General features: G+C 33.3%; 21 protein-coding genes. 11 read left to right on the forward strand and 10 right to left on the reverse strand.

Annotation, left to right across the window (positions count from 1 at the left end; translation table 11 throughout):
- Position 1: 1 nt before the first annotated feature.
- From porG to Q4Q34_RS09865, 3 genes are all read right to left on the reverse strand, one after another.
- Positions 2-694, reverse strand: a complete 693-nt coding sequence (gene porG, locus Q4Q34_RS09855; RefSeq protein WP_303318627.1) for a type IX secretion system protein PorG — start codon at positions 692-694, stop codon at positions 2-4.
- Positions 695-793: 99 nt separating this feature from the next.
- On the reverse strand, positions 794-1678 hold the full coding sequence (locus tag Q4Q34_RS09860; protein ID WP_303318626.1) for an NAD kinase: 885 nt from the start codon (positions 1676-1678) through the stop codon (positions 794-796).
- Between the two features lie 94 nt (positions 1679-1772).
- The gene (locus Q4Q34_RS09865) at positions 1773-2432 is read right to left on the reverse strand and encodes a CBS domain-containing protein (protein WP_303318625.1); all 660 of its coding nucleotides are present in this window, start codon (positions 2430-2432) and stop codon (positions 1773-1775) included.
- Positions 2433-2519: 87 nt separating this feature from the next.
- Here Q4Q34_RS09865 and Q4Q34_RS09870 point away from each other — a divergent pair, with 87 nt between their 5' ends.
- From Q4Q34_RS09870 to clpX, 6 genes are all read left to right on the forward strand, one after another.
- On the forward strand, positions 2520-3236 hold the full coding sequence (locus tag Q4Q34_RS09870) for a pyridoxine 5'-phosphate synthase (RefSeq protein ID WP_303318624.1): 717 nt from the start codon (positions 2520-2522) through the stop codon (positions 3234-3236).
- A 114-nt stretch (positions 3237-3350) separates the two neighbouring features.
- On the forward strand, positions 3351-4115 hold the full coding sequence (locus Q4Q34_RS09875) for an alpha/beta fold hydrolase (RefSeq protein ID WP_303318623.1): 765 nt from the start codon (positions 3351-3353) through the stop codon (positions 4113-4115).
- A 125-nt stretch (positions 4116-4240) separates the two neighbouring features.
- A complete protein-coding gene (locus Q4Q34_RS09880) occupies positions 4241-4588 on the forward strand; it encodes a phage holin family protein (RefSeq protein WP_303318622.1) in 348 nt (115 codons plus the stop codon).
- 141 nt (positions 4589-4729) lie between these two features.
- Complete coding sequence (gene tig / locus Q4Q34_RS09885; RefSeq protein ID WP_303318621.1) at positions 4730-6058, forward strand: trigger factor; 1329 nt, start codon at positions 4730-4732, stop codon at positions 6056-6058.
- A gap of 142 nt (positions 6059-6200) precedes the next feature.
- Positions 6201-6875, forward strand: coding sequence for an ATP-dependent Clp endopeptidase proteolytic subunit ClpP (clpP, locus tag Q4Q34_RS09890; protein ID WP_303318620.1), 675 nt, complete (start codon positions 6201-6203; stop codon positions 6873-6875).
- Between the two features lie 76 nt (positions 6876-6951).
- A complete protein-coding gene (gene clpX, locus Q4Q34_RS09895) occupies positions 6952-8184 on the forward strand; it encodes an ATP-dependent Clp protease ATP-binding subunit ClpX (protein WP_303318619.1) in 1233 nt (410 codons plus the stop codon).
- 256 nt (positions 8185-8440) lie between these two features.
- On the opposite strand, the gene Q4Q34_RS09900 is transcribed toward clpX, so the two are convergent.
- Positions 8441-10042, reverse strand: coding sequence for an OmpA family protein (locus Q4Q34_RS09900; protein ID WP_303318618.1), 1602 nt, complete (start codon positions 10040-10042; stop codon positions 8441-8443).
- 467 nt (positions 10043-10509) lie between these two features.
- Between Q4Q34_RS09900 and Q4Q34_RS09905 the strand changes: the two genes are divergently transcribed.
- Entirely contained in the window at positions 10510-11676 is a 1167-nt protein-coding gene (locus Q4Q34_RS09905) for an IS4 family transposase (RefSeq protein ID WP_330444532.1), read from the forward strand.
- Between the two features lie 44 nt (positions 11677-11720).
- Here Q4Q34_RS09905 and Q4Q34_RS09910 read toward each other — a convergent pair whose 3' ends face one another.
- The 3 genes from Q4Q34_RS09910 to Q4Q34_RS09920 are packed head-to-tail and all read right to left on the reverse strand — an operon-like array spanning position 11721 to position 15707.
- On the reverse strand, positions 11721-12899 hold the full coding sequence (locus Q4Q34_RS09910) for a Gfo/Idh/MocA family protein (RefSeq protein WP_303319222.1): 1179 nt from the start codon (positions 12897-12899) through the stop codon (positions 11721-11723).
- Positions 12900-12942: 43 nt separating this feature from the next.
- Positions 12943-14292 (reverse strand): Gfo/Idh/MocA family protein, encoded by a 1350-nt coding sequence (locus tag Q4Q34_RS09915; RefSeq protein WP_303319221.1) that lies wholly within the window; start codon positions 14290-14292, stop codon positions 12943-12945.
- Between the two features lie 11 nt (positions 14293-14303).
- Positions 14304-15707: a 3-keto-disaccharide hydrolase gene (locus Q4Q34_RS09920; RefSeq protein ID WP_303319220.1), complete on the reverse strand. Its 1404-nt coding sequence runs from the start codon at positions 15705-15707 to the stop codon at positions 14304-14306.
- A gap of 247 nt (positions 15708-15954) precedes the next feature.
- On the opposite strand from Q4Q34_RS09920, the gene Q4Q34_RS09925 reads away from it, so the two are divergent.
- Positions 15955-17547: an NADP-dependent glyceraldehyde-3-phosphate dehydrogenase gene (locus tag Q4Q34_RS09925; RefSeq protein ID WP_303319219.1), complete on the forward strand. Its 1593-nt coding sequence runs from the start codon at positions 15955-15957 to the stop codon at positions 17545-17547.
- A gap of 227 nt (positions 17548-17774) precedes the next feature.
- Entirely contained in the window at positions 17775-18290 is a 516-nt protein-coding gene (locus Q4Q34_RS09930) for an azurin (RefSeq protein WP_303319218.1), read from the forward strand.
- 220 nt (positions 18291-18510) lie between these two features.
- On the opposite strand, the gene Q4Q34_RS09935 is transcribed toward Q4Q34_RS09930, so the two are convergent.
- From Q4Q34_RS09935 to Q4Q34_RS09945, 3 genes are read right to left on the reverse strand one after another with little or no spacing between them, the layout of a single operon-like run.
- Positions 18511-19314: a 3-keto-disaccharide hydrolase gene (locus tag Q4Q34_RS09935; protein ID WP_303319217.1), complete on the reverse strand. Its 804-nt coding sequence runs from the start codon at positions 19312-19314 to the stop codon at positions 18511-18513.
- Between the two features lie 15 nt (positions 19315-19329).
- On the reverse strand, positions 19330-19947 hold the full coding sequence (locus Q4Q34_RS09940) for a gluconate 2-dehydrogenase subunit 3 family protein (protein ID WP_303319216.1): 618 nt from the start codon (positions 19945-19947) through the stop codon (positions 19330-19332).
- Between the two features lie 4 nt (positions 19948-19951).
- Positions 19952-21676, reverse strand: coding sequence for a GMC oxidoreductase (locus Q4Q34_RS09945; RefSeq protein WP_303319215.1), 1725 nt, complete (start codon positions 21674-21676; stop codon positions 19952-19954).
- Positions 21677-21835: 159 nt separating this feature from the next.
- Here Q4Q34_RS09945 and Q4Q34_RS09950 point away from each other — a divergent pair, with 159 nt between their 5' ends.
- Positions 21836-22867, forward strand: a complete 1032-nt coding sequence (locus Q4Q34_RS09950) for a helix-turn-helix transcriptional regulator (RefSeq protein ID WP_303319214.1) — start codon at positions 21836-21838, stop codon at positions 22865-22867.
- A 129-nt stretch (positions 22868-22996) separates the two neighbouring features.
- Entirely contained in the window at positions 22997-23956 is a 960-nt protein-coding gene (locus Q4Q34_RS09955; RefSeq protein WP_303319213.1) for a sugar phosphate isomerase/epimerase family protein, read from the forward strand.
- Positions 23957-23979 lie beyond the last annotated feature (23 nt).

Genomic DNA, 23979 nt, shown 5'->3' on the forward strand with positions numbered 1-23979 from the left:
TTTAATTGCCTGGGCAATAACAAGGATTTTCGCCAAATGTATATGTTAAAGTTAATCCTGAAAACATATACCAATCGTTGTTATTTATATTGCCAAATTTGTATTGTTGTTGTCTAGATGGGGCGTCAGGAACACTTCCGTCAAGGCCATCAGAAAATGTATAACGAGCACCAACTTCTATGCCTAAAATAATATTATCTATAAAAGAGGCTTTAAAGCCAACTACCATAGGAATACCAAATGCCCAACTTGAGGTGTTTTCTTGAGTTTGTACACCGTTTAAAAAATAATGATTGTCATGCTTGGCTGTGCTTATGCCTGTATATAAGTATGGTGTAGCTACTTTATCTCCAGAATGTAAATCGAAATCTAAAAATGTAAATTCTATTCCTAATGAAATTTCTATAATCTTGCTCGAAAATTCATAACCTCTTTGAATACGCCTTGGGTCATCCGATTTTGTGTCAATACCTTCTAATTTACTAAAAATCACAGAAGCTCTATAAGAGTGTCGCTTACTTCTATTCCATTTATAGATACCACCAATAGCTAATTGATTTGGCGAAATGTAATAGGTAGAACCTACATCTCCAATAAAATTACTTCCTCCTGCAAAAACACCTATTTCGTTAATTTGAGAGTAACTAAAATGAATGCTTAAAATACTTAAAATCAATACTGTTAAATGCCTCATAAATATTCAAAAGTTTGCAAATATAATAAATAAGATTAGCCTAAAATAATTTGAGCTAAATTGTATTAGTGTAAAACTGCATTTCTTAAGAATTATTGTTTAATTACGCTTGTCTTCTCCCCAAAGAAGCTTTTTTCTAAGCGTATCTAAAAAACTTTCGTCTAAAAGATCAATCATTTTAATTTTGAAGTCTGCTTTTTTTATTTTGATTATAGTACCATTATCTAGGGTTGCAATCCTAGAGTCTAAAGACACTAAATGATTTTCTTCTCGTCCGTCAACTTTAAGCTGTATTTCTGTTGAATCTGGAATTATTAAAGGGCGTGCACTCAGGTTGTGTGGTGCTATGGGAGTTATCACAAAACTATTGGTACTTGGCGTAATTACTGGCCCGCCACAGCTTAATGAATAGCCTGTAGAACCTGTTGGAGTTGAGATTATTAAACCATCACTCCAGTAAGATGTAAGATACTCGCCATCTAAATGCGTTTCGACAGTAATCATAGATGTTGTATTTTTTCTACTTACTGCTATTTCGTTTAGTGCAAAATTTAACGATGTTATATTTTTGTTTTCAGGGGTAGTTTCTATAGAGAGTAAACTACGTTCTGATATTTTATAATGCCCGTCAATAATATTTTGAATAGCCTGCTCAATAGCATCTACTTGTATAGTTGCTAAAAAACCTAAACGCCCTGTATTAATGCCAATCACAGGGATATCAATATCTTTTATAAAAGTAATAGCTCTTAATATGGTACCATCACCACCAACACTTACCAGGAAATCAAAAGAAGTATCTAAAGTGTCAAATGTTTTAAATGAAGCAAAGTCTTTTATATTGGGAGATTCATTAAGAATAATATTAAAAAACTCTGTTTCAATATAAGCATCAATGTCTTTTTTTAATAAGTAATTAAATAACGTTTCTACTGAAGCTGTAGTCGTTTTATTGTAGAATCGTCCAAAAATAGCAACTTTCATGCGTTTATATTTATTGTTTTTTGGTGGTCACATGGTGCATCCATATAATGAGTTTCGTTATAAACTAATTAAATAGTTATGGATGGTTCATTATTTACATATTTAAGTATTTATTCAAATAGTCCGATCGGTCTTTAAGGCTTTCTATATAACTGTCTTCTTCATGACCAGATACTATATTATAACTATATCTACGAAAGGTTTGAATGATTTCGTTAAGTCCGGTGCTACCTATCTTTAAGGTAACCTGAACAACGTCATTTTTTATTTTAGAAACAAATGCACCTAAAAGTTTACCACCATTAGATTCTACGATTTGACTTATTTCGCTAAATGAATAATCATTAATTCCTTTTTCAACGACTAAAACACCACCAGCTTCAAAAAAGAAAGGAGATTCGTTAAAGAGACTAATAATGTCATTAAGTTCATAATACCCTAAATAGTTGTTTTTTTCGTCTAAGACAGGCATAATGTTAGCCGAATTTTGTGCAAAAGCTTCCAATACATCTAACCAAAGCGTATGGTTTCTTACAAAAAAATCTTCAATGGAATAAAGGTACTCACTAATAGGTTTGTCACTTTCAAAACAATGTGCATCAGTTTCAAAAAAAGTGCCCAGAAAAGCACCATTTTCATCTTTGATGGGGATATGAGAATAAGTTAACTGATTAAATAGCAATTGTAACTCACTTATTTTACTATTGCTATTTAATGGTTTTATATCATTTATAATATATTCTGAAAGTTTCATTGTTCAGCTTTATGAGTATGCAAATTAATTAAAAAAATAGCATATAAGCCTGTTCTACTTTGTATTTTTGCTTTTTAAAATTTATAGATGACCAAGTTAAGTGTAAATATTAACAAGATTGCTACATTAAGGAATTCCAGAGGAGGTGATGTACCAAATGTAGTTCAATTTGCAAAAGATGTGCAGCGTTTTGGAGCAGAAGGGGTAACAATACACCCAAGGCCAGATGAGCGTCATATCCGTTATCAGGATGCTCGCGATTTAAAACCTGAAGTATATACCGAGTATAATATTGAAGGAAATCCTGTGAGTTCTTTTGTAGAATTAGTATTAAATGTAAAACCAACACAGGTTACATTAGTACCGGATGCTGTTGATGCTATTACCAGTAATGCTGGTTGGGATACCATAAAGCATAAAGATTTTTTAGTTGATATTATTAAAGAGTTTCAACAAAACGGAATAAGAACCTCTATTTTTGTAGATCCTGTTTTAGAGCAAATTGAAGGTGCAAAAGCTACAGGAACAGATAGAATTGAATTATATACTGAAGCTTTTGCGCATCAATATAGCTTGAGTAATAAAGATGCTGTAACGCCCTATGTTAAAAGTGCAGAATTGGCTAATAATTTGGAACTAGGCATAAATGCAGGGCACGATTTATCTTTAGAGAATATTGAATTCTTTAAAAAGAATATTCCAGGATTGTTAGAAGTCTCTATTGGACATGCTTTAATAGCCGAGAGCTTATATTTAGGTGTAGACAATGTTATTCAAATGTATTTACACAAATTAAAGGCTTAATCTTTCTCAAAAAAAGGAAAAAACTTTGTTGTAACATACGGAGTTAAATAAAATATTTAAAAACAAGTGAGTAATCACGCAATAATTTCCCTCTTTTGTAGGGGTTAAGGGTTTATGGTATTACATTCAAATATAATAGGAGAAGGACAGCCATTTGTTATCCTTCATGGTTTTTTGGGAATGAGTGATAATTGGAAAACACTTGGTCGTCAATTTAGCGAACAGGGTTTTCAAGTTCATTTAGTAGACCAACGTAATCACGGACGTAGTTTTTGGGATAATAATTTTAATTATGAAGTACTTGCTGAAGATTTAAAACAATATTGTGATTCTCATAATCTTACAGATATTATATTATTGGGACATTCTATGGGAGGTAAAACAGCTATGCTATTTGCGACACAGTATCCAGAAATAGTTTCGAAGCTAATTGTGGCAGATATTTCTCCACGTTTTTATCCAGTTCATCACGATGCCATTTTAGAAGGGTTGGCTGCATTAGACTTTGATACTATTAAGAGTCGAGGAGAGGCAGATAAATTGTTAAGTGATTATGTGTCTGATTTTGGAGCACGTCAATTTTTACTAAAAAATCTATATTGGGTTGAAAAAGGCAAATTAGGACTACGAGTAAATCTGGACGTTTTAAAAGAAGAAGTTGGGGAGGTAGGCGAAGCATTACCAAGTCATGCTAAATTTGAAAAAGAGACTTTGTTTTTACGTGGAGACAGATCGGAATATATTGGTGTAGAGGATGAAAGGATTATTTCGAATCATTTTACCAAAGTTAAAATTGCTACTATTTCTAATTCGGGGCACTGGTTGCATGCCGAAAACCCTAAAGACTTTTTTGAAGCCGTTGTGCAGTTTATTGGGTGATTTTTTTGTACATTTAGTTGGATTATAAAAAGCAATGAGAAGCATCATTAAAAAAATCTCAACTGATATTGAAACATTTACTATGGGAATGACGTCTGATAAGTATAATAAATAAATTTAAGCAGATGAAACTCATAACAAAACTTCTCTTAAACGCTATAGCTGTATTTGTAATAGCACATTTTTTAAATGGGGTACATGTCGATGGTTATATAACAGCCATTATCGTAGCTGTTGTGTTGTCGGTGTTAAACCTGTTTGTCAAACCTGTTTTGGTGATTCTAACCTTACCAATAACCATAGTCACATTAGGTCTATTTTTATTAATAATTAATGCGTTAATTATTTTATTAGCGGATAAATTAATAGGTGGTTTTTCTGTAAATAGTATTTGGATTGCTGTATTGTTTAGTATACTACTTTCTGTTTTGCAATCCATACTTCATTCACTTTTAAAAGACGATAAAAAATAGCTTTGAATCAAGCGGTTAAAAACTTTGCTGGGATGTAAAAATGTTATATTTTTGCATCCCAATTTTGGTTACATAAATTTTAGTTTTTCAAAAGAAGACTTTATTGTTAAATGCCTGATATGAGGCTTTATATAATTTAAAATGAATATTACAAGAGAAAACGTTGATGCATTAAATGCTGTTGTGAAAGTAGATATCGCTAAAGAAGACTATAGCGATAAAGTTGAAAAAATATTAACAGACTATCGTAAAACAGCAAATATTCCTGGTTTTAGAAAAGGGCATGTGCCAATGGGGATGGTTAAAAAACAATACGGAAAAGCTGTTTTGGTAGATGAGGTTAATAAGCTATTGCAAGATGCTTTAAACAAATACCTTACTGAAGAAAAGTTAGATGTATTAGGTCAGCCATTACCAAAACCACAAGACGATATTAACTGGGATGCTGATGAATTTTCTTTTGAATTTGAATTAGGTTTAGCGCCAGATTTTGAAGTTAAATTAAAAGGGAAAAAAGCAATTACACAATATAATATTGTTGCTGATGATAAAATGATAGATGAGCAAATTGAACGTATTCAAAAACAATACGGAAAATTAGTTTCTCAAGATGTTGTTGTGAAAGACAGTGAAATTACTGGAGTTTATAAAAATGAAGAAAAAGAAATTGAAAATACGGTTACTTTAACTTTAGATAAATTTAAAGGAAAAGCAACTGAAAAACAATTTATAGGTGCTAAAGTAAATGATGTTATTACACTAAAAACTAAAGGTCTTTATGACGATGAGCATGAATTAATGCATGCTTTAAAATTAGAACATGATGAAGTACATGGTTTAGATATTGAAGTGAATTTCACAATTACAGAGATTAATGAACGTGAGTTAGCAGATTTAGATCAAGAGTTGTTTGACAAACTTTTTGGAAAAGATACTGTGACCACTGTTACCGAATTAAAAGCGAAGATAAAGGAAGATGCTGAAAAGCAATTTGTGCAGCAAGCAGATCAGAAGCTTTTAAATGATGTTACAGAATATTTAGTTGAAAATACTAAGTTCGATTTACCTGCCGAGTTTTTAACAAAGTGGATGCAAACCGCTGGAGAAAAGGAAATGGATGAAGTACAGGCAAGGGAAGAGTACGAAAAATCAGAAAAGAGTTTACGCTACCAATTAATTGAAGGAAAACTTATTGCTGATCATGATGTTCAAGTAACTATGGATGACATCAAGAATCATGCAAGAGAAATGATTAAGGGGCAAATGGCTCAATTTGGTCAAATGAATCCTTCAGATAAAGAATTAGATGATATCGCTGCGCGAGTATTATCAAATCAAGATGAAGCACGCAGAATTTCAGAGCAATTAATTAGCCAAAAATTATTAGCAGTTTACAAAGAAAAAGCTAATATTAAGGTTAAAGAATTAAGTTACGAAAAGTTTGTTAAAGAAGTTTACGGCGACAAATAAGTAAAGAATAATTCCTTATATTTAAGCGCTTAAATCTATAGATTTAAGCGTTTTTTATTCAAAAAAAAGAATTTTTTAGAAAAGATTTTTTGCCATTTAAATGTAAATCAGGCAATTAATCGAATTAAATATTAAAAAAATTATGGATTACGCAAAAGAATTTGAAAAATTCGCGATAAAGGATCAAGGAATTAGTAGTACATATTACAATAAAATTATGAGTAGTATGTATCCAACTAACTTAACACCTAATATTATTGAGGAACGACAAATGAACATCGCTATTTTTGATGTGTTTTCTCGTTTAATGATGGACCGCATTATTTTTATGGGGACGGCCATTAACGATCAGGTAGCAAATATTATACAAGCACAATTGCTGTTTTTAGAAAGTGTTGATGCTTCAAAAGATATTCAAATTTATATTAATTCCCCAGGAGGAAGTGTTTATGCAGGTTTAGGAATTTATGATACCATGCAGTTTATAAAACCAGATGTAGCTACTATTTGTACAGGTATGGCGGCATCTATGGGGGCTGTATTGTTATGTGCTGGTGAGAAAGGAAAACGTAGTGGGTTAACACACTCAAGAGTTATGATACACCAGCCATTGGGAGGTGCGCAAGGTCAGGCTAGTGACATTGAAATAACCGCTAGAGAGATCCTGATATTAAAAGAAGAACTTTATAAAATTATCAGTAAGCATTCAGGACAAGATTACGACAAAGTATATGAAGATAGTGATCGAGATTATTGGATGAAAGCCGATAAAGCCAAGGAATATGGTATGATTGATGAGATTTTATCTCGTAATTAAATAAAAAATTTGTAATTTTAGTTAATTGTTATTGAGGGATTTATAGTGATTTACACAAAAAAACAGATATAGATTAATGGCAAAAGAAGAATTAGAATGTTCGTTTTGCGGTAGAAAAAAACCAGAAACGAATTTGTTAATAGCAGGCTTAGATGCTCATATATGTGATAGATGTATAGAGCAAGCGCATGGTATTGTGATCGAAGAATCTAAGCAAAGTGATAGTAGTGATTTATCTGCTGAGTTAAAACTCCGTAAACCCCAACAAATTAAGGAATTTCTTGATGAGTATATCATTGGGCAAGGCATGACTAAAAAAGTAATGTCTGTGGCTGTGTATAACCATTATAAGCGTTTATTACAACCACCTACTAAGGATGATATAGAAATTCAGAAGAGTAATATTATCATGGTAGGGCAAACGGGTACAGGAAAAACCCTAATGGCAAAAACAATTGCCAGAATGTTAAACGTACCGTTAGCTATTGTTGATGCGACTGTTTTAACAGAGGCAGGTTATGTTGGAGAAGATGTCGAGAGTATTTTAACACGCTTATTACAAGCTGCAGATTATAATTTAGAAAAAGCAGAAAAAGGTATTGTTTTTATTGACGAGATTGATAAAATTGCTCGTAAAAGTGATAATCCTTCTATTACACGCGATGTTTCTGGAGAAGGTGTACAACAAGCCTTGTTAAAACTTCTAGAAGGTACTGTTGTTAATGTACCACCAAAAGGTGGACGTAAGCATCCAGATCAAAAATTTATAGAAGTAAACACTGAAAATATTTTATTCATTGCAGGCGGTGCTTTTGATGGTATTGAACGTGTTATATCTAAACGCTTGAATATGCAAGCTGTAGGTTACAGTGCATCTATGTCTGATGAGGTTGTGGATCAAGATCATTTACTGCAATATATTATTCCAAAAGACTTAAAAGATTTTGGATTAATTCCAGAGATTATTGGTCGTTTGCCAGTACTTACCTATATGGATCCGCTAGATGCTAAAACTTTAAGAGCGATTTTAACAGAGCCTAAGAATGCCATAATCAAACAATACAAGAAATTGTTTGCTATGGACGAAATTGACTTCGCTATAACAGACGGCGCTTTAGATTTTATTGTGAATAAAGCTATTGAGTACAAATTAGGAGCAAGAGGATTACGTTCTCTTTGTGAAGAGATATTAACAGATGCGATGTTTGAATTACCTAGTAGTAATGAGAAGAAATTAAACGTAACTAAGGTATATGCCGAAGATAAATTAACGAAAACAACTTTAAAGAAACTAAAGGCGGTTTCATAAAAATAAAGTAAAAACAGCACTATAAAAAAACCACGCTATATAGCGTGGTTTTTTATTTTTATGGATGTTAATTAATAAAAGACATTATGGATAAATTTTCACAGTGTTTCTAAAAACTTTTTAAAAGTATACTTAATTAGATCATGCACAAAGGTTTTTTTTGCCTTTTAGATGATTAGACGAAATACTCGTTTAAAAACTTTAGCTGTTGTATTTAATCGGGATTAAAAGCGCATTGAGAAAGCCTTCGCCTTCGTTATTCTAAAATTACAAACTCCACACGTCTATTAGCCTGTAGGTTTTCTTTGGTACAACTATTTTTACAATCAATTTTTGGTTTGGTTTCACCATAACCTTTAGATTGTAATCTGTTTTTACTAATACCATTATTTATTAAATAAGTTACTGCAGATGCGGCACGCTTTTTAGATAGGCTTAAGTTATAAGAATCCCTACCTTTGTTATCGGTGTGCGCATTAATAACTAATTTCATTTTAGGATGTTCCTTTAGCACTTTAACAACTTTGTTTAAAGAAATAAAAGATTCTTCTTTAACGCCCCATTTATTAAAATCGAAATAGATGTTTTCCAAAACAATTCTCATCTCGTTTTCAACTTTTGCTATTACAGGTTCAGTAGTGAGTAACTCTAAATCTCTAGTGTAAGACGTATTGTAACCTCTCGTAGCTTCAAATTTAAAATCACCATCTTTAAACCCGTCCTTTTGTGTTGTAATGCTATATGATTCAAAAGGAGTCACATTAAAGTTATAAGTGGCATTAGCTTTAGTTAGTTGCCTTGAAATTTCATGACCTTCTTCATCTTTTAAAATAACTAAGGCATTAGGAAGTTTTATCTTGGTTTCTAAGTCTAATACTTTGCCCTTTATGGTTTGAATTATTTCATCATTAGTTGCCGTATATATGTCAAAACCACCTTTTCCATTTGGTCTATTTGAAGACACATACCCCTTGTTTTTTGCAGCTAGGAAATAAGCAACCTCATCATACTTCGAATTAATGGTATTACCCATATTTCTAGGAGCTTTATAGCCGTTACTTAAAATTTTACTCGTAAAAAGATCATAACCGCCCATATTGTTATGTCCTTTTGAAGAGAAGTATAAATATTTAGAATCTATAGAAAGAGATGGATATTTTTCATCTGAAGGTGTATTAATAGAGCCTCCTAAATTTTCAGGAGTACTTAAAGTGCCATCCGCATTTATATTTGAAACATATAGATCGTAACCACCAATAGATTCCGGCATATTTGATGAGAAGTATAATTTATCTCCTTTAGGGCTCATAAAAGGGTTTTCTATTGAAACATTTGCTTTGTTAATGCTCAACAGTTCTTCATTAATCCAATTGCCATGTGAGTCTTCCTCTAAAACAGCTTTATATAGTTTATACTCCATAGAATTTTCTTTAGAACTTCTAGTATAGTATACTGTTTTTTGATCTGGAGAGAATGTTAATTGATCTTCGCTATCTCTTGTGTTTAGTATTCTAGAAAACAAAAGCGGTAGGCTTAATGCCCCATTTTTATCAATATTTAAGCAAAATAAATCTTTATATGCTTCATTGGTATTAGGGTCTATTTTTGCTATACCACCAAGTTTTTTAGAAGATACCATGATAAGTTTGTTTCTAAAAAAACCAGAACCAATTTCGGAATATTTAGTGTTAACACCGGCATCTAAAAGTTCAAACTCAAATCCGTTAGCATCAATGGAGTTTGATGATAAACGTGAATTGTTAAAAGAAAAATCATTTGATGCTATTAAATTGGAAGGTCCTTGACTAAGTAAAATATTTGAAACAAGGAAAATGAAAAAACATAATTTAGTTTTCATCTTTAGAGGGATTAGAGAGATTAAAATTAGTTGGGTGATAAATGTAATCCTGAACCTTATTTTTTGAAAATTTCTTAGATGAATAGCTATTTAATTCGTTTACCAATTACTTTATTGAAGGTTCTAGTCAAAAAAAGATTTAAATTTAAGATTATGCTTAAATGATTTTAAATGTTATGGGTTGTAACTATTTGTGATTGAATTTGTTATAAATGAAGTCGAAATATTCGAAATTCATATCTTTTAGAAAAGGGAAAAGCTAATCTGATTTTTTGTGTACTAATAAAACCTTCTTATTTTAAATGTTTAATCGAAAAGAATTCCCTGAGGCTTTGCCTCGGGGTTTCCGTTGAATTTGTCATTCCCGTGGCAACGCACTACTGTCCGGAATAATATATTATATTGTTTTATTTGTATTATTTTCACTGATCTTATTAAGATTAGTTAAACCAAAAGACTTAATTTTCATGTATTCTCAAACATATTTCGGAGAGCTGTTATCATTATTGCCAAAGCAAAAATTCAGGAGCATAGTAGAGCGTAATAAAACGGATAAATATTCAAAAGGATTTAAGACATGGGATCATCTGGTGGCTATGATCTATGCCCAATTAAGCAAGGCCAATAGTTTACGGGAACTAGAGACCACTTTTAACTCATTTTCTAACAAACATTATCATTTAGGGGTAAAAAGGATAAAGAGGTCTACCTTGGGAGAGGCCAATCAAAAAAGGGACTCAAGAGTTTTTGAAGAATTGGCCAATTATCTTATATCACAGGTCCATCATGATAGTACTAAAGATTTAAAAGCGCTTTTATATCTATTGGATTCCTCACCAATACCATTGAGCAACCACCGCCATAAATGGGTTGATGAAATGAATCACCGGACCAAAGGGCTTAAAATTCATTTGTTATATAGCCCATTGACCAAAACATTATCCCAATTAAGTATTACCAACAGTGATATTAATGATATCAATAAAGGTCAAGAGCTAAAAATAGAACCCAATGCTGTTTACGTTTTTGATAAAGGCTACACCGATTACAACTGGTGGTATAAAATACATCGGCACAATAGCATTTTTATAACCCGATTTAAAAAAAATGCGTCACTCAAAGTGGTAGATACCTTTCCTGTAGATTCAAAACAGGAAAGTAGAATAATGGCAGATGAGATCGTTTTGTTTAAAAATAAAACGCCACGCAAAGGAAAAAAGAATGAGTATAGGGAACCGTTAAGAAGAATTACCGTTAAAAGAGAAGATAAAGATACCCCATTGATAATAGCAACTAATGATTTAGAAAAACCTGCAGAGCAGATAGCCGATCTATACAAGAAAAGATGGGATATTGAATTGTTTTTCAAATGGATAAAGCAAAATTTAAAGATAAAACGGTTTATAGGCACATCTGAAAATGCAGTGAAAATACAGATCTATACAGCCATCATTACCTATACTTTGGCATTGATCTTGAAGAAAATGAAATCAGCTAAAGAACCTCTTTATTTATTTGTTGAAAAGCTCTGTTCTTTAATGTTTGTGCCTGTCAAAAACACAATGGACTATCAAAATAGAATTAGAAAACAACAACAAAATAAAGTTAAATATCAATATGCTATTTTTGAATAAATTTATTCCGGACAGTAGTGTGCCTTCGCAGGAATGACAAAATATTACTTCCAATACCTAATATCCTCATTATGCATAGCATCTAAAGATAGCTGAACAGCTTTAGCGGTGTTTGCACCTGTAAACACATTCGAGATGGGTTGTTTGTTTTCCAAAATAGCATCTCTAAAATCTATTAGAGCTTGTTTACTTGGATTTAAGTGGGATACTTCAATTGGATATCCTTTCCCTTGCTGATGACTATTCCTAGTAGCGCCAGAAACCCCGTCAACGTCTGCTATTTCTTTTTTATATCCTTTTTCGTAATAGATCCAGGCTTCGGTATCACCTAATAGAATAGTGCCCTTATCGCCATGTATTTTTATCTGATAATTACCCAAAGCATTACTAGTTAAACAAGTGAATTTTGCTTTTACACCACTAGGATACTCAAATAATAAGTGAATATTATCAAAAGTTTCTCTACCATCTTTCCAATAATCAATACCACCAGCACCCATGATCTTTTTAGGGTTTTCGCCTAGAACCCAGTTTATGAAATCAATTTGATGAGAGCAAAGTTCTGCAACTAACCCCCCAGAATATTCTCTATACATCCGCCAATTTATGGCACGCTCTAAAGAAGGATTTGGTACAGGTCTTCTCCAGTTACCATTTCTATTCCATTGGCATTCAAAAGAAACTATTTGTCCTATCTCGCCATTTTTTAGTAGATCTACTATATGCTTGTAGAGTCTAGAGCTATGATATTGATGACCTGTTTGAAAAATTGTTTTTGAATTTGAAACTTTATTTACAAGGTTGTCGATACCAGTTAATCCTTTTGCCATAGTTTTTTCGCAATAGATATGTTTACCAGCATCTAAAGCATCAAGAGCGATTGCTGAATGTGTACTAAATGGCGTTGCTATTAATACAGCATCGATATCTTTATTGGCTAATAGGTTTTTATAACTTTTATAAGCCTCAACTTTGTTTGAGGCTCTGGAAATACCTTGTTCTAATCGAAAAGGTATTATATCGCAGACAGCAGAAACATGGATGCCTTCAATTTTATTTATTACAGAGGTAAGTCCACTACCTCTGTCTCCTGTACCAATAACCCCTATATTAATAGTATTATTAGCTCCGAATTTTTTTGTAATAGCTCCTAAGGTAGCAGTTCCAGCAATAATTCCTGCTGAAGCGATACCGCTTTTTGTGATGAACTCTCGTCTTTTCATTAATGACAACGTTTAATATTGCTATGGCTATGGTAGGGTGAATTTATACAGGCTTTATTTCCCAACCGGGTTCATATGTTCTTGACCATAATTTCATGGCGTCGCGGTCGTAAATTCTACCCGTAGTTTCATCTACCTCAAAAGGTTTATTAATTCTGGAACTAATGTTGGCATAATGTGTCAACATTTGACTAATAACGCCTTGTTCTATTGGTGAAGTTAATGAATCTTTTCCTCTTATAGTTTGGAAAAAATTAACAGCATGTCTTGTAGAAAGGCTTCCGCCACCGCCAAGCGCTACACCATCTTCATTCCCTTTTAAAGTGCGGTGTCGAATAACTTTACCTTTAAGGTCATATAATTTATAACCCATTCTATTTATAAATACCATGCCTTTAGAACCGTAAATTAAAGTGCCTCTATTTGCGCCATATTTGTCATATCCATTTCTACTTTGCCCGTCCCACTGAATGGTTTTATTATTAGTAAACCTAAATGTAGCAAGCATCGTATCGTACATCTCCCATCCATCATTTTTATGTTGAAATTTACCTGAGTGCACATCTACGTGTTCAGGATATTCAACATCTAAAGCCCAACGGGCAATATCTAATTCGTGAGTGGCATTATTACCGGTTTCTGCTGTTCCATAATCCCATCCATACCAATGCCAGTTATAGTTCCAGGTATCGTGCATATATGCTTTTCTAGGAGCAGGACCTTGAAAAAGGTCCCAATCTAACCCTTCAGGAGGAGCTGCTTTTACAGGAACAGGGACTTTGCCTCTGGAATTCGTATAAAATGCAATGGCTTTATAGACATCTCCAATAATGCCATTATGAATGTCTTTAATAATTTCAGTTGATTCTAAGGAGGACCGTTGCTGATTCCCCATTTGTATCAATTTATTATATTTTTTTTGATATGCAACAAGTAGCTCTCCTTCCCTTGGATTATGGCTACAGGGTTTTTCCAGATAGACATGCTTATTAGCCTGCATAGCCATACACGCACCAGGTGCATGCCAGTGATCTGGTGTTGCCATAAAAATCGCATCTACTTTTTTGTCATCTAAAATAACCCTAACATCATTTTCTAATTTTGGAGTATGATCAATCAATTTTGAAAAAGAGTTGGCCGCTTTTTCTCGTTGACTTTTCATAACATCACATAAATACATGAGTTCAATATTATTCTTTTTGTCAGAAATTGCTTCAACAAAACCTCCTAATCGTCTTCCTAACCCTTGAACAGCAACATGGATTCTATCATTAGAACCTATAATTCGCGAGTAACTTTTTGCTGAGGCGCTTGTTATACTCCCTCCTGTTAGTGTTACACCAAGAGCACCTACAGATGCTTTTTTTATAAAATCTCTTCTGTTTGAGCTCATGCTTATGTATTTTAATTAAACTCTCTAACTTTTATACTTCTGTAATGTACTGTATCACCATGATCTTGGAGTAAGATATGGCCACTTGGCCACTGTCCAAATTTTGACCAGTTTTTGTATTTACTATATGCAATAAGTGCCCTGAACATTTGTGAAGATCTGTCGTATTCTACTACCTTTTCATTGTTTAGCCAATGTTCAACATGTGCACCCTTTACAACAATTCTTGCTTTATTCCAGGCACCAATGCCTTTAAATTGCTTACTTCTCCCTTTAGTAGAAAGGTTTTCGGCTGTAATTAAATCGTAAAGAGAACCAATGGTTCTATTTCCATTAACACCAGCTTTAGCATCAGGATGGTTTTTATCATCTAAGATTTGAAATTCGCATCCAATAGCAGAACCAGGGCCTTTATTCAGTTCAGCATCTACAAAATATTTAATACCACTATTGGCTCCTTTTGTGATTTTGAAATCCAGTTCTAATTCAAAACTACTAAAAACTTTTTCTGTAATAATGTCTCCTGGTCCGGTTGATTCTGCACCGTCAGTGGCTAAAACAGTTAGCTCACCATTTTGAATGTCCCATCCAGATTGCGGAAAGTGATCCAGCTTAGCACCTCTCCATCCTTCAGATGTTTTTCCGTCCCAAAGCAAACGCCACCCATTATCTACTTCATTTTTTGTAAGCTTATTAATTAAAAAGCTCATTTCTTTTACTTCAGGATCCAATGCCCAACGTTCAGATTCTAAGTTGTTTGTTTTAATTCTAATATTCTTCCATTTAATATGTTTGCCAGCATTTTTTTCATTGTAAATGGCATGAACTTGTAATGCTATGAACCCGGATGACGTTACATTATCAACCAAATTTGAGCATTGTATTCCATTTATCCATGTTCTAATAGTAGAGCCAATGGCTTCAACTCTGCAAGTATTCCACACACCATTTTTAAAAGCTTTACGCCCTTTTGGATTTAAAGATAAGGGGTACAACCAGCCTCTTCTTCCCTCATCGTATATGCCACCACTAAACGCACGCGCTGTTGGGTCTAATTCAAATTGATACCCATGAACTCTTCCATTGTTATATGACTTGGAACTATTGGTTCTAAATTGAACACCAGAATTAGTTGTGGGGTCTAATAGAACTTCAAATTCTAAAATAAAATCACCGTATTTCTTTTCAGTGCACAAAAAGCTATTTGGTGTTTTGGCTTTAGTAGTACCAATAATTTCATTGTTAACTACTTTGTAAGGAGCAGTTCCATTTAACTGCGTCCAACCTTTTAAATTCTTTCCATTAAAAAGAGATATCCATCCGTCTTGAGATGCTTGAGAATAAGCACTCATGCCTATAAGGCTCATTAAAAGAAAACTAGAAAAAAAAAGTAACGTTGATTGTATTGATTTCATGGATGTTTTTATCATTCGTGTACGTACACAAAAGTACAAATATTTATAACGAAAATCCAAATGTTAAGCTATATTAGAATCATTAAAATAATTGTTAGCCGAAAACGATTTCGTCGTAATCATTTTATTCCCATGTTATTATTTTGCTAAGAATACAGTATTTATTCAAAGAAACCTCTTTCATTTAAATTTTTTTATTGATATTAAGAATATATTAGCTTTAGTCACAATTAATAAATCCAAGCATATGAGTACTACTTTTTTAGAAATTCCAGAAGCTTATAAAATACAATCATTATTACATCAAAAAACCTATTTAGTTTCAGGAGAGCTAAAACAATGGAAAGGTGATACTGCAGAAGTGTATTCAACTATTTCTTCTACAAAAGATTATAAACCTACGTTGTTGGGAACCATTCCTCAGCTTACCGAAAAAGAAGCTTTAGAAGCTTTAAATTCAGCATCAAAAGCTTATGATAAGGGTCAGGGGTTATGGCCAACTATGAAAGTAGTGGATAGAATTACTTGCATGGAAAAGTTTGTAGAGCAAATGAAAACCAAGCGAGAAGCCGTTGTAAAGCTATTAATGTGGGAAATAGGTAAAAACCTGCCTGACTCAGAAAAAGAATTCGATAGAACAATCGATTATATATACGATACGATTGAAGCGTATAAACAAATTGACAGGGACTCGGCTAAATTTGAAAAAAATGAAGGCGTGTATGCGCATATACGTAGAGGGCCACTAGGAGTTGTTCTGTGTTTAGGGCCTTATAATTATCCGTTAAATGAAACGTTTACATTACTTATTCCTGCGTTAATTATGGGGAATCCTGTCATTTTTAAACCAGCTAAATTAGGTGTATTATTAATTTCGCCATTACTAGAAGCTTTTCAAAACAGTTTTCCAAAAGGTGTTGTAAATGTTATTTATGGCCGTGGTCGAGTACTGGCAACGCCTATAATGCAATCGGGTAAAATTGATGTTTTAGCCTTAATTGGTAATAGTAAATCTGCAAATGCCATTCAAAACAATCATCCCAAAAAGAATAGGTTGCGTTTAGTATTAGGTTTAGAAGCTAAAAACCCCGCAATCGTTTTACCAGATGCTGATTTGGATTTAGCTGTAAGCGAGTGTATAGCAGGAACTTTATCTTTTAATGGTCAACGCTGTACAGCTTTAAAGGTATTATACGTACATGAGTCTATTGTAGAAGAATTTAATAAACGATATTCAGCAAAAGTAGATGCGCTTAAATTTGGGAATCCATGGGATTCTGGTGTTAAATTAACACCACTTCCAGAAGTAAATAAACCGCCATATATTAAAGAATTAATAAATGATGCTTTAGAGAAAGGGGCGACAATATTGAATGATAAAGGTGGGGAAATCAGTGAGAATTTTATATTTCCAGCAGTCTTATATCCAGTAGATAAAAGTATGCGGATATATAATGAGGAGCAGTTTGGGCCACTGGTGCCTATTGTTCCATTTACAGACATTGAAGAACCATTGGATGATATGGCAGCTTCTAATTATGGGCAGCAAGTGAGTTTGTTTGGTAAAAATATAAATACGTTATCACCATTAATAGATACTTTGGTAAACTTAGTGTGTCGAGTTAATTTAAATAGCTCTTGTCAAAGGGGGCCAGATGTTTATCCTTTTACAGGACGGAAAGATTCTGCATTTAGTACTTTGAGTGTGCATGATGCCTTGCGTTCATTTTCAATAAGAACGTTTGTGGCATCAAAGGACAATGATTATAATAATGCAATTTTAAAAGAATTATTGGAGAAGAAAACGTCTAATTTTATAAGTACAGACTATATTTTATAATAAAAAAGGACTAACGTTAAACATATCTTATTGTGTTTAAGAATAAAAGCAGTGCATATTTTTTACTAAAAATATGTCTGCTTTTTTGTTTACATTCCTATATTTGGGTATTTTATAACCTAATTTGGAGTATTTTAATCCATCTTGGATAAGTCAATGGGCATATCTTTGATCATATGACTTAAATTATTAAAAGCAATAACAGTTTTAAAATTAAAAAGACGTAAATGAAATTAACAAAGTATGTATTAGGAACCATTTTTTCTTGTTTCATGTTAATGGCGTGTGGAGGAAAAGAAGAAAAAAAGAAAGAAGGGTTTAGTTATGAAAAAAAGGAAGAAACACCTGAAAAAGAGACAGAAACAACAGGTATTAATAACATAGTTATTTCTGGTAATGATTTAATGCAGTTTGATAAGACCGAAATTAGAGTAAAAGCAGGAGAAAAAATAAAACTTACTTTAAGACATAAAGGAAAGTTAGATATTAATGTGATGGGGCATAATTTTGTACTTCTTAAAAAGGGAGTCGATCTTGCTGGTTTTGCTGTTAAAGCAGCTACGGCTAAAGACAATCAATACATTCCAAAAAAGACTAAAGATGTTATAGCTTATACTTCTTTAATCGGAGCTGGACAAACAACCTCTGTAGAGTTTATTGCGCCTGAGGCAGGTGTATATGATTATATATGTAGTTTCCCTGGGCATTATGGTATGATGAAAGGTAAATTTATAGTAGAGTAAATAGTCTTTTATCCTAAGTTTAGAGTTTAGATACAAAAAAATGGATTGCCAATTATTGAAATTGTCATTCCTGCTGAGGTAGTATTTTATATGAAGCTGTAAGTTGCTTAGTGGATTCCTGCTTTCGCAGGAATGACAAACATGGCTAAATTAATAGAGCATTACGAACTCTTTTCATTCTTCATTTCATTAGATTTTTCAGCTAGTAATAAACAGGCTATTATAATTCTAAAAGTTCAATATCTTTAAATTCCACAGGATGACTTTCACTTTGTAAAGAAATATACCCTTCTTTTAAAGGAGTGCCTTCTTTACTTTTCCAAAGGGTTTTATTGTAATCAACCGAACCTCCTATATGTGGTTTTGTATAGGTGAATACCACCTCGTCATTAATTAAGTGCTTGATGATAGAATCGTTTCTAACTTCAATTTCAAGTTTAACCCATTGATCGCCATGATATGTTTTTGAAGAAGACTCAAAACAATGATCTGTAGCAATTTCATTATTTATAACAACATGAGTTCCTGGGGTACATAAATTACCAGTAGGGCGTTCGTCATTACCTAAACCTCCTAGAAGTTGTACTTCAATTGATACAGGAAAATTTTGGTCTAGTCCTATATTTTTAGGGTCTTCACAGTGTATCATGACTCCACTATTGGCTTCAGCCCATGGAGCGCCATCGCTTAATTGTTTTCCTGTAAAGCGGTACTGTAGTCTTAATTTGTAGTTGGAAAATGGCTTGTTATAATAAATATGACCAAATAAAGAATTAAATGTATCGTCATAGGCGTTGTAATTAACCTTAAGACAACCATTCTCAGCTATAAATGTGTTTTTGTAATTATCTCCAACTGGATGTCCTTTGATTTTGACTGTCCAATCGTTTAAATCTTTACCGTTAAATAAAGAGATCCATTTTTCTGTTGTTTCAGTAGTTTCAACTTTGTTAGTATTTTCTTTACAACTAATTAAAAGTAAAACAATTATAACATAAACTAAGCGTGAATAATTATTTCTCATGTTTTTAATCTGTTTTCACAAAGACCAAGCGCGGCCTCCTGTGGCTTCATCAATTGAAATACAGCTTTGATAGCTTCCGGGAATTGGATCGTAAACTAAAACCTCTTTACCCACTTTTTCAGAACTAAAATATCCAAACAAGGTATAGTATTTAACAGATAATAGGAACTTATACAAACTGTAATTTTCTATGTGATCGTTTTTAACTTTTGCCAAAGGCAATTTCTGGTCTTTTAATATATTTTCTGTGTCTTCATCCGAAATATTAAAATAAGATGATAACGATTTTTCGAAATCATCTTTATTAAGATCCAAAACAGGCATGTTAAATTTTTGGGCAAAAATAGCAGCACCTTTTCTAAACAGTTCTTGATTTTCTTTTTTCTCAATGTCGTGATACATTAAATCTAAAAACTGAGGAATATTAACATCCAGTGCTCCAGGCGTATCCGAGGTTGGTAAGATAATATCTGCTAAATGTGTTACCATGTGTTTTTCTTCGGGAGATAAAAATAAAGGGGTCCACGATTCTACTTCAGCATGGCATGAAGCAAGCATATTAAAAATGGTTGGAGTAGCTACTGCATAGCCTAAACTCATGGTTAAGTTTTTTAAAGCGGATCTTCTATTCATAACTTTAACTTGTTTTGTTTTTTTTAAATTCAGCTGCTGCGTGATTAGCTGCTCTTGCTGTTAATGCCATATAAGTTAATGATGGATTTTGACAAGCAGACGATGTCATACAAGCGCCATCAGTAACATAAACATTTGGCACAGCATGAACTTGATTATGTTTGTTTAAAACGGATGTTTTGGGGTCGTGACCCATTCTGGCTGTGCCCATTTCATGAATACAAGAACCAGGGACAGCTTTTCCTAAAAAGCCTTGTACATTTTTGTAGCCTGCTGCTTTTAACATAGCAACCGCTTGATCTCTCATGTCTACTCGCATCTTCATTTCATTTTCTTTAAATTCCGCATCCATGTTTAATGTTGGCAATCCCCATTCATCTAAAATATCGTAATTTAAAGAGACTTTATTTTCATGGTAAGGCAAACATTCACCAAAGCCATACATGCCTATGCGCCATGGTCCGGGTTTTAAGAGTTCGTCTTTTAGTTTTTTTCCAAAACTTAATTCTGAGACCGCATATTCCCAACCTGTTCTGCTGGCACCACCTTGGTAACCATAACCTCTAATAAATCCTTCCTGTTTTGTTTTGTCATCTAAGTTTCTAAACCTGGGAATGTAAAAGCCGCTGGGTTTTCTGCCTTTATAATATTTGTCTTCAAACCCCTCAATTTCAGCCGAAGCCCCTACTGCATAATGGTGATCCATAAGATTATGGCCCAGTTCACCACTATCATTACCTAATCCGTTAGGGAATCTTTTAGATTTCGATTGCAATAAAATAGATGTTGATCCTAATGCTGATGCACAATTAAATATAATAGACGCCTTAAAAAATAGTTTTTCTTTGGTTTCAGCATCAATCACTTTTACACCAGAGGCTAAACCAGAAGCCTCATCATAGACAATTTCATAAGCAATAGAATTGGGACGTAAATGCATGTTTCCTGTTCGTTCTGCCGCTGGTAAAGTTGAAGAATTACTGCTAAAATAACCACCAAAAGGACAACCACGAATACATCTGTTTCTATATTGACAGTTAGATCTGCCTTCATGTGTAGCGTTTCCTGTTATGTGGGCAACTCTACCAGGAGTTAGTACTCTGCCATCTTCAAATTGCTCATCTATACTTTTTTGTAAATCTTTTTCAGCACAGTTTAATTCCATAGGATCGGAGAGCTTTCCATCTGGTAATTGGGAAAGTCCTAGGTTTTGACCAGAAACACCAATAAACGTTTCTACTTTATCATACCATGGTGCTATATCCTTATAACGAATTGGCCAATCAACACCGTGTCCATCCTTTTTGTTGGCTTCAAAATCCATATCACTCAACCTGTAACTATGTCTTCCCCACATTAAAGAACGACCTCCAACATGATAACCACGAAGCCATAAATATTCTTTCACTTCGTTATACGGATGTTTTAAATCATCCACAAACCAATGTTTAGTTGCTGGTTTTGTAAGTGACCCACTCCATAATCTGCTTTGAACTTTTTGGTTTTTTTGAGCTTCCTCGGTATCCTCTCCCCTGTATTTAAAATCCCAAGGATCCATATGCATGGTTGGATAATCTTCAATATGTTTTACATTACGACCTCTATCGAGAACCAAGGTTTTTAGTCCGTTTTCGCAAAGCTCTTTAGCTGCCCAACCTCCACTCATTCCAGTGCCTATAACTATAGCATCATAATGTGTGGGATAGTCTTGAATGGTATCTTCTATCATTAGCACCTGGATATGATTTTTTGTTAGTGTTTTTTGTAATAACCTTAAAAGTTTATGATTTAATAATTATATCTATTAAAAATTCATAAAACTTTAGTTAAATTTTTATTTATTGGAAAATTAGTTAATTTGCATGATAATAATGTTCAAATTATTTCAATGAAAGTAGGTATACAAGAAATACAACCCTATGAAGCTGACGGAATTGTTTATCATGCAGATACTTGTTTACCATTAATTGATGCCTTTGAACGTAAGAAACTAAAATTTAAAGCACTGGCGCGTCATACATATCCTGGAGATAGGTTGGATGAAAATACACTTGGGTTGAACAGTATTGGATACTGGGATGCTAATGAGCCCCAAGATTGGGGTTTAGACTGGCATAGGAATGAGGGGATTGAGTTTCATTTTTTAGAATCTGGATCTATGCCATATTCTCAGGAAAACAAGGAAGTTTTATTAGTTCCAAATCACTTAACGATTACGCGCCCTTGGGAGGTTCATAAAGTAGGAAATCCACATATTGGTATGGGGAAATTTTACTGGGTAATTATAGATTTGGGGGTTCGCAGGCCTCATCAAGATTGGGTTTGGCCAGATTGGATAACGTTAACAGCTTCAGATTTAACAAGGCTTACGACCATTTTAAGACAAAATGAAAAATCTATTTGGAAAACTGACAAGCGTTTTAGAGATTGTTTTGCACGAATAAATAAAGCTGTAAATACCGATGTAAATGGTAGTAATGCTTCCAGAATACGATTGCTTGTGAATTACTTGCTAATTCTATTACTCGATTTGTTAAATACAGATGATATTGTTTTAAATGAATCACTTACAGATAGTTCTAGAAGTGTAAAATTCTTTTTAAATGAACTTGAGAAAAACCTTGCCGAGAACTGGACTATTGAATTGATGGCGCAATCTGCAGGCGTAGGCTTAACTCGGTTTACACATCATTGTAAACGATTAACAAACTTAACCCCTATGCGCTATTTAACTATGAAGCGTTTGGAAATGTCTAAGAAACTGCTTCAAAATGATCCCAATATTGCGATCACTGAAATTGCTTATATGTGTGGGTTTACCACTAGCCAATATTTTGCCACGGTGTTTAAAAAACATGAAAAATGTTCACCTAATGAATATCGGTTAAAATACGTAGCTACTAACCTTCAATTGGCTTAGTCCAGATCAAAATAAAATACGGTAAGTTGTTTAAATTCTTTCACTGAATAAAAATACACAGTATTTTAAATTCAAATATATATTTTCACGTAATCATCTTAAGCAAGGATGCTTTACTAAAATACTATTATGAAACGAAGAGATTTTGTTGCGAAAACAGTTTACGTAGGTGCTGCATTGTCTTTATTGGGTGTACATGGATGCAAGAACTCTGATAAAAAAGAAGAATCATCGAATGATGTTACGCCTAATAAACCGGCTTTGTTTTTTAAAATGTCTTTAGCACAGTGGTCTTTGCATCGTGCTTTGTTTGGGAATAAAATGGATCATCTTGATTTTGCTGCCAAGTCAAGAAGTTTTGGTTTAGAAGGATTAGAATATGTAAATGGCTTTTTTAAAGATAAAGCCAAAGATATGTCTTATTTAAAAGACATGAACTTGCGGGCTGATTCTGAAGGGCAACAAAATGTGTTGATTATGATTGATGGAGAGGGAGCGCTTGCCAATCCAGAGGAAAAAGAACGGTTAAAAGCAATTGAGAATCATTATAAATGGGTTGAAGCGGCTCAATTCCTAGGTTGCCATGCCATTCGAGTTAATTTAGCTGGAGGTGTAGATAAAAATGAAGCTGTAAAGGCAAGTATAGACTCTTTACATAGGCTTTCTGAGTTTGCAAAAGGTTCGAATATTAGTGTTTTGGTTGAAAATCATGGTGGGTTTTCATCGGATGGAAAGTGGATGACTGATGTGTTTTCTCAAATAGAAAATAAAAATTGTGGCACGTTGCCAGATTTTGGAAACTTCTGCATAGAAAAGAATAAAGATGGTATTTGTATAAACGAATATGATAAGTATCAAGGCATGAAAGAACTACTGCCTTTTGCTAAAGCAGTAAGTGCCAAGTCTTATAACTTTAATGAAAAAGGCGAAGATTCCGTTATAAATTATCTTAGAATGATGGAAATGGTTAAGGCATCTGGTTATACTGGGTTTGTTGGTATTGAATATGAAGGGGACATCCAGCCAGAAGAAAAAGGTATAGAACTAACCAGAGACTTGCTGATTCATGTTGGAAAACAGCTTTCTTGAGAAACTAATTAAACTAATTAAAC

Source organism: Flavivirga abyssicola (assembly GCF_030540775.2).
GTDB classification, from domain to species: domain Bacteria; phylum Bacteroidota; class Bacteroidia; order Flavobacteriales; family Flavobacteriaceae; genus Flavivirga; species Flavivirga abyssicola.

Coding starts and splice junctions, on each gene's coding strand:
- Q4Q34_RS09935 (WP_303319217.1), bottom strand. CDS start 19,314: ATGAGAAATAATTATTCACGCTTAGTTTATGTTATAATTGTTTTACTT.
- Q4Q34_RS09915 (WP_303319221.1), bottom strand. CDS start 14,292: ATGAGCTCAAACAGAAGAGATTTTATAAAAAAAGCATCTGTAGGTGCT.
- Q4Q34_RS09940 (WP_303319216.1), bottom strand. CDS start 19,947: ATGAATAGAAGATCCGCTTTAAAAAACTTAACCATGAGTTTAGGCTAT.
- Q4Q34_RS09945 (WP_303319215.1), bottom strand. CDS start 21,676: ATGATAGAAGATACCATTCAAGACTATCCCACACATTATGATGCTATA.
- Q4Q34_RS09930 (WP_303319218.1), top strand. CDS start 17,775: ATGAAATTAACAAAGTATGTATTAGGAACCATTTTTTCTTGTTTCATG.
- Q4Q34_RS09950 (WP_303319214.1), top strand. CDS start 21,836: ATGAAAGTAGGTATACAAGAAATACAACCCTATGAAGCTGACGGAATT.
- Q4Q34_RS09905 (WP_330444532.1), top strand. CDS start 10,510: ATGTATTCTCAAACATATTTCGGAGAGCTGTTATCATTATTGCCAAAG.
- Q4Q34_RS09910 (WP_303319222.1), bottom strand. CDS start 12,899: ATGAAAAGACGAGAGTTCATCACAAAAAGCGGTATCGCTTCAGCAGGA.
- Q4Q34_RS09920 (WP_303319220.1), bottom strand. CDS start 15,707: ATGAAATCAATACAATCAACGTTACTTTTTTTTTCTAGTTTTCTTTTA.
- Q4Q34_RS09860 (WP_303318626.1), bottom strand. CDS start 1,678: ATGAAAGTTGCTATTTTTGGACGATTCTACAATAAAACGACTACAGCT.
- Q4Q34_RS09870 (WP_303318624.1), top strand. CDS start 2,520: ATGACCAAGTTAAGTGTAAATATTAACAAGATTGCTACATTAAGGAAT.
- porG (WP_303318627.1), bottom strand. CDS start 694: ATGAGGCATTTAACAGTATTGATTTTAAGTATTTTAAGCATTCATTTT.
- Q4Q34_RS09925 (WP_303319219.1), top strand. CDS start 15,955: ATGAGTACTACTTTTTTAGAAATTCCAGAAGCTTATAAAATACAATCA.
- Q4Q34_RS09865 (WP_303318625.1), bottom strand. CDS start 2,432: ATGAAACTTTCAGAATATATTATAAATGATATAAAACCATTAAATAGC.
- Q4Q34_RS09875 (WP_303318623.1), top strand. CDS start 3,351: ATGGTATTACATTCAAATATAATAGGAGAAGGACAGCCATTTGTTATC.
- Q4Q34_RS09900 (WP_303318618.1), bottom strand. CDS start 10,042: ATGAAAACTAAATTATGTTTTTTCATTTTCCTTGTTTCAAATATTTTA.
- clpX (WP_303318619.1), top strand. CDS start 6,952: ATGGCAAAAGAAGAATTAGAATGTTCGTTTTGCGGTAGAAAAAAACCA.
- tig (WP_303318621.1), top strand. CDS start 4,730: ATGAATATTACAAGAGAAAACGTTGATGCATTAAATGCTGTTGTGAAA.
- Q4Q34_RS09880 (WP_303318622.1), top strand. CDS start 4,241: ATGAAACTCATAACAAAACTTCTCTTAAACGCTATAGCTGTATTTGTA.
- clpP (WP_303318620.1), top strand. CDS start 6,201: ATGGATTACGCAAAAGAATTTGAAAAATTCGCGATAAAGGATCAAGGA.
- Q4Q34_RS09955 (WP_303319213.1), top strand. CDS start 22,997: ATGAAACGAAGAGATTTTGTTGCGAAAACAGTTTACGTAGGTGCTGCA.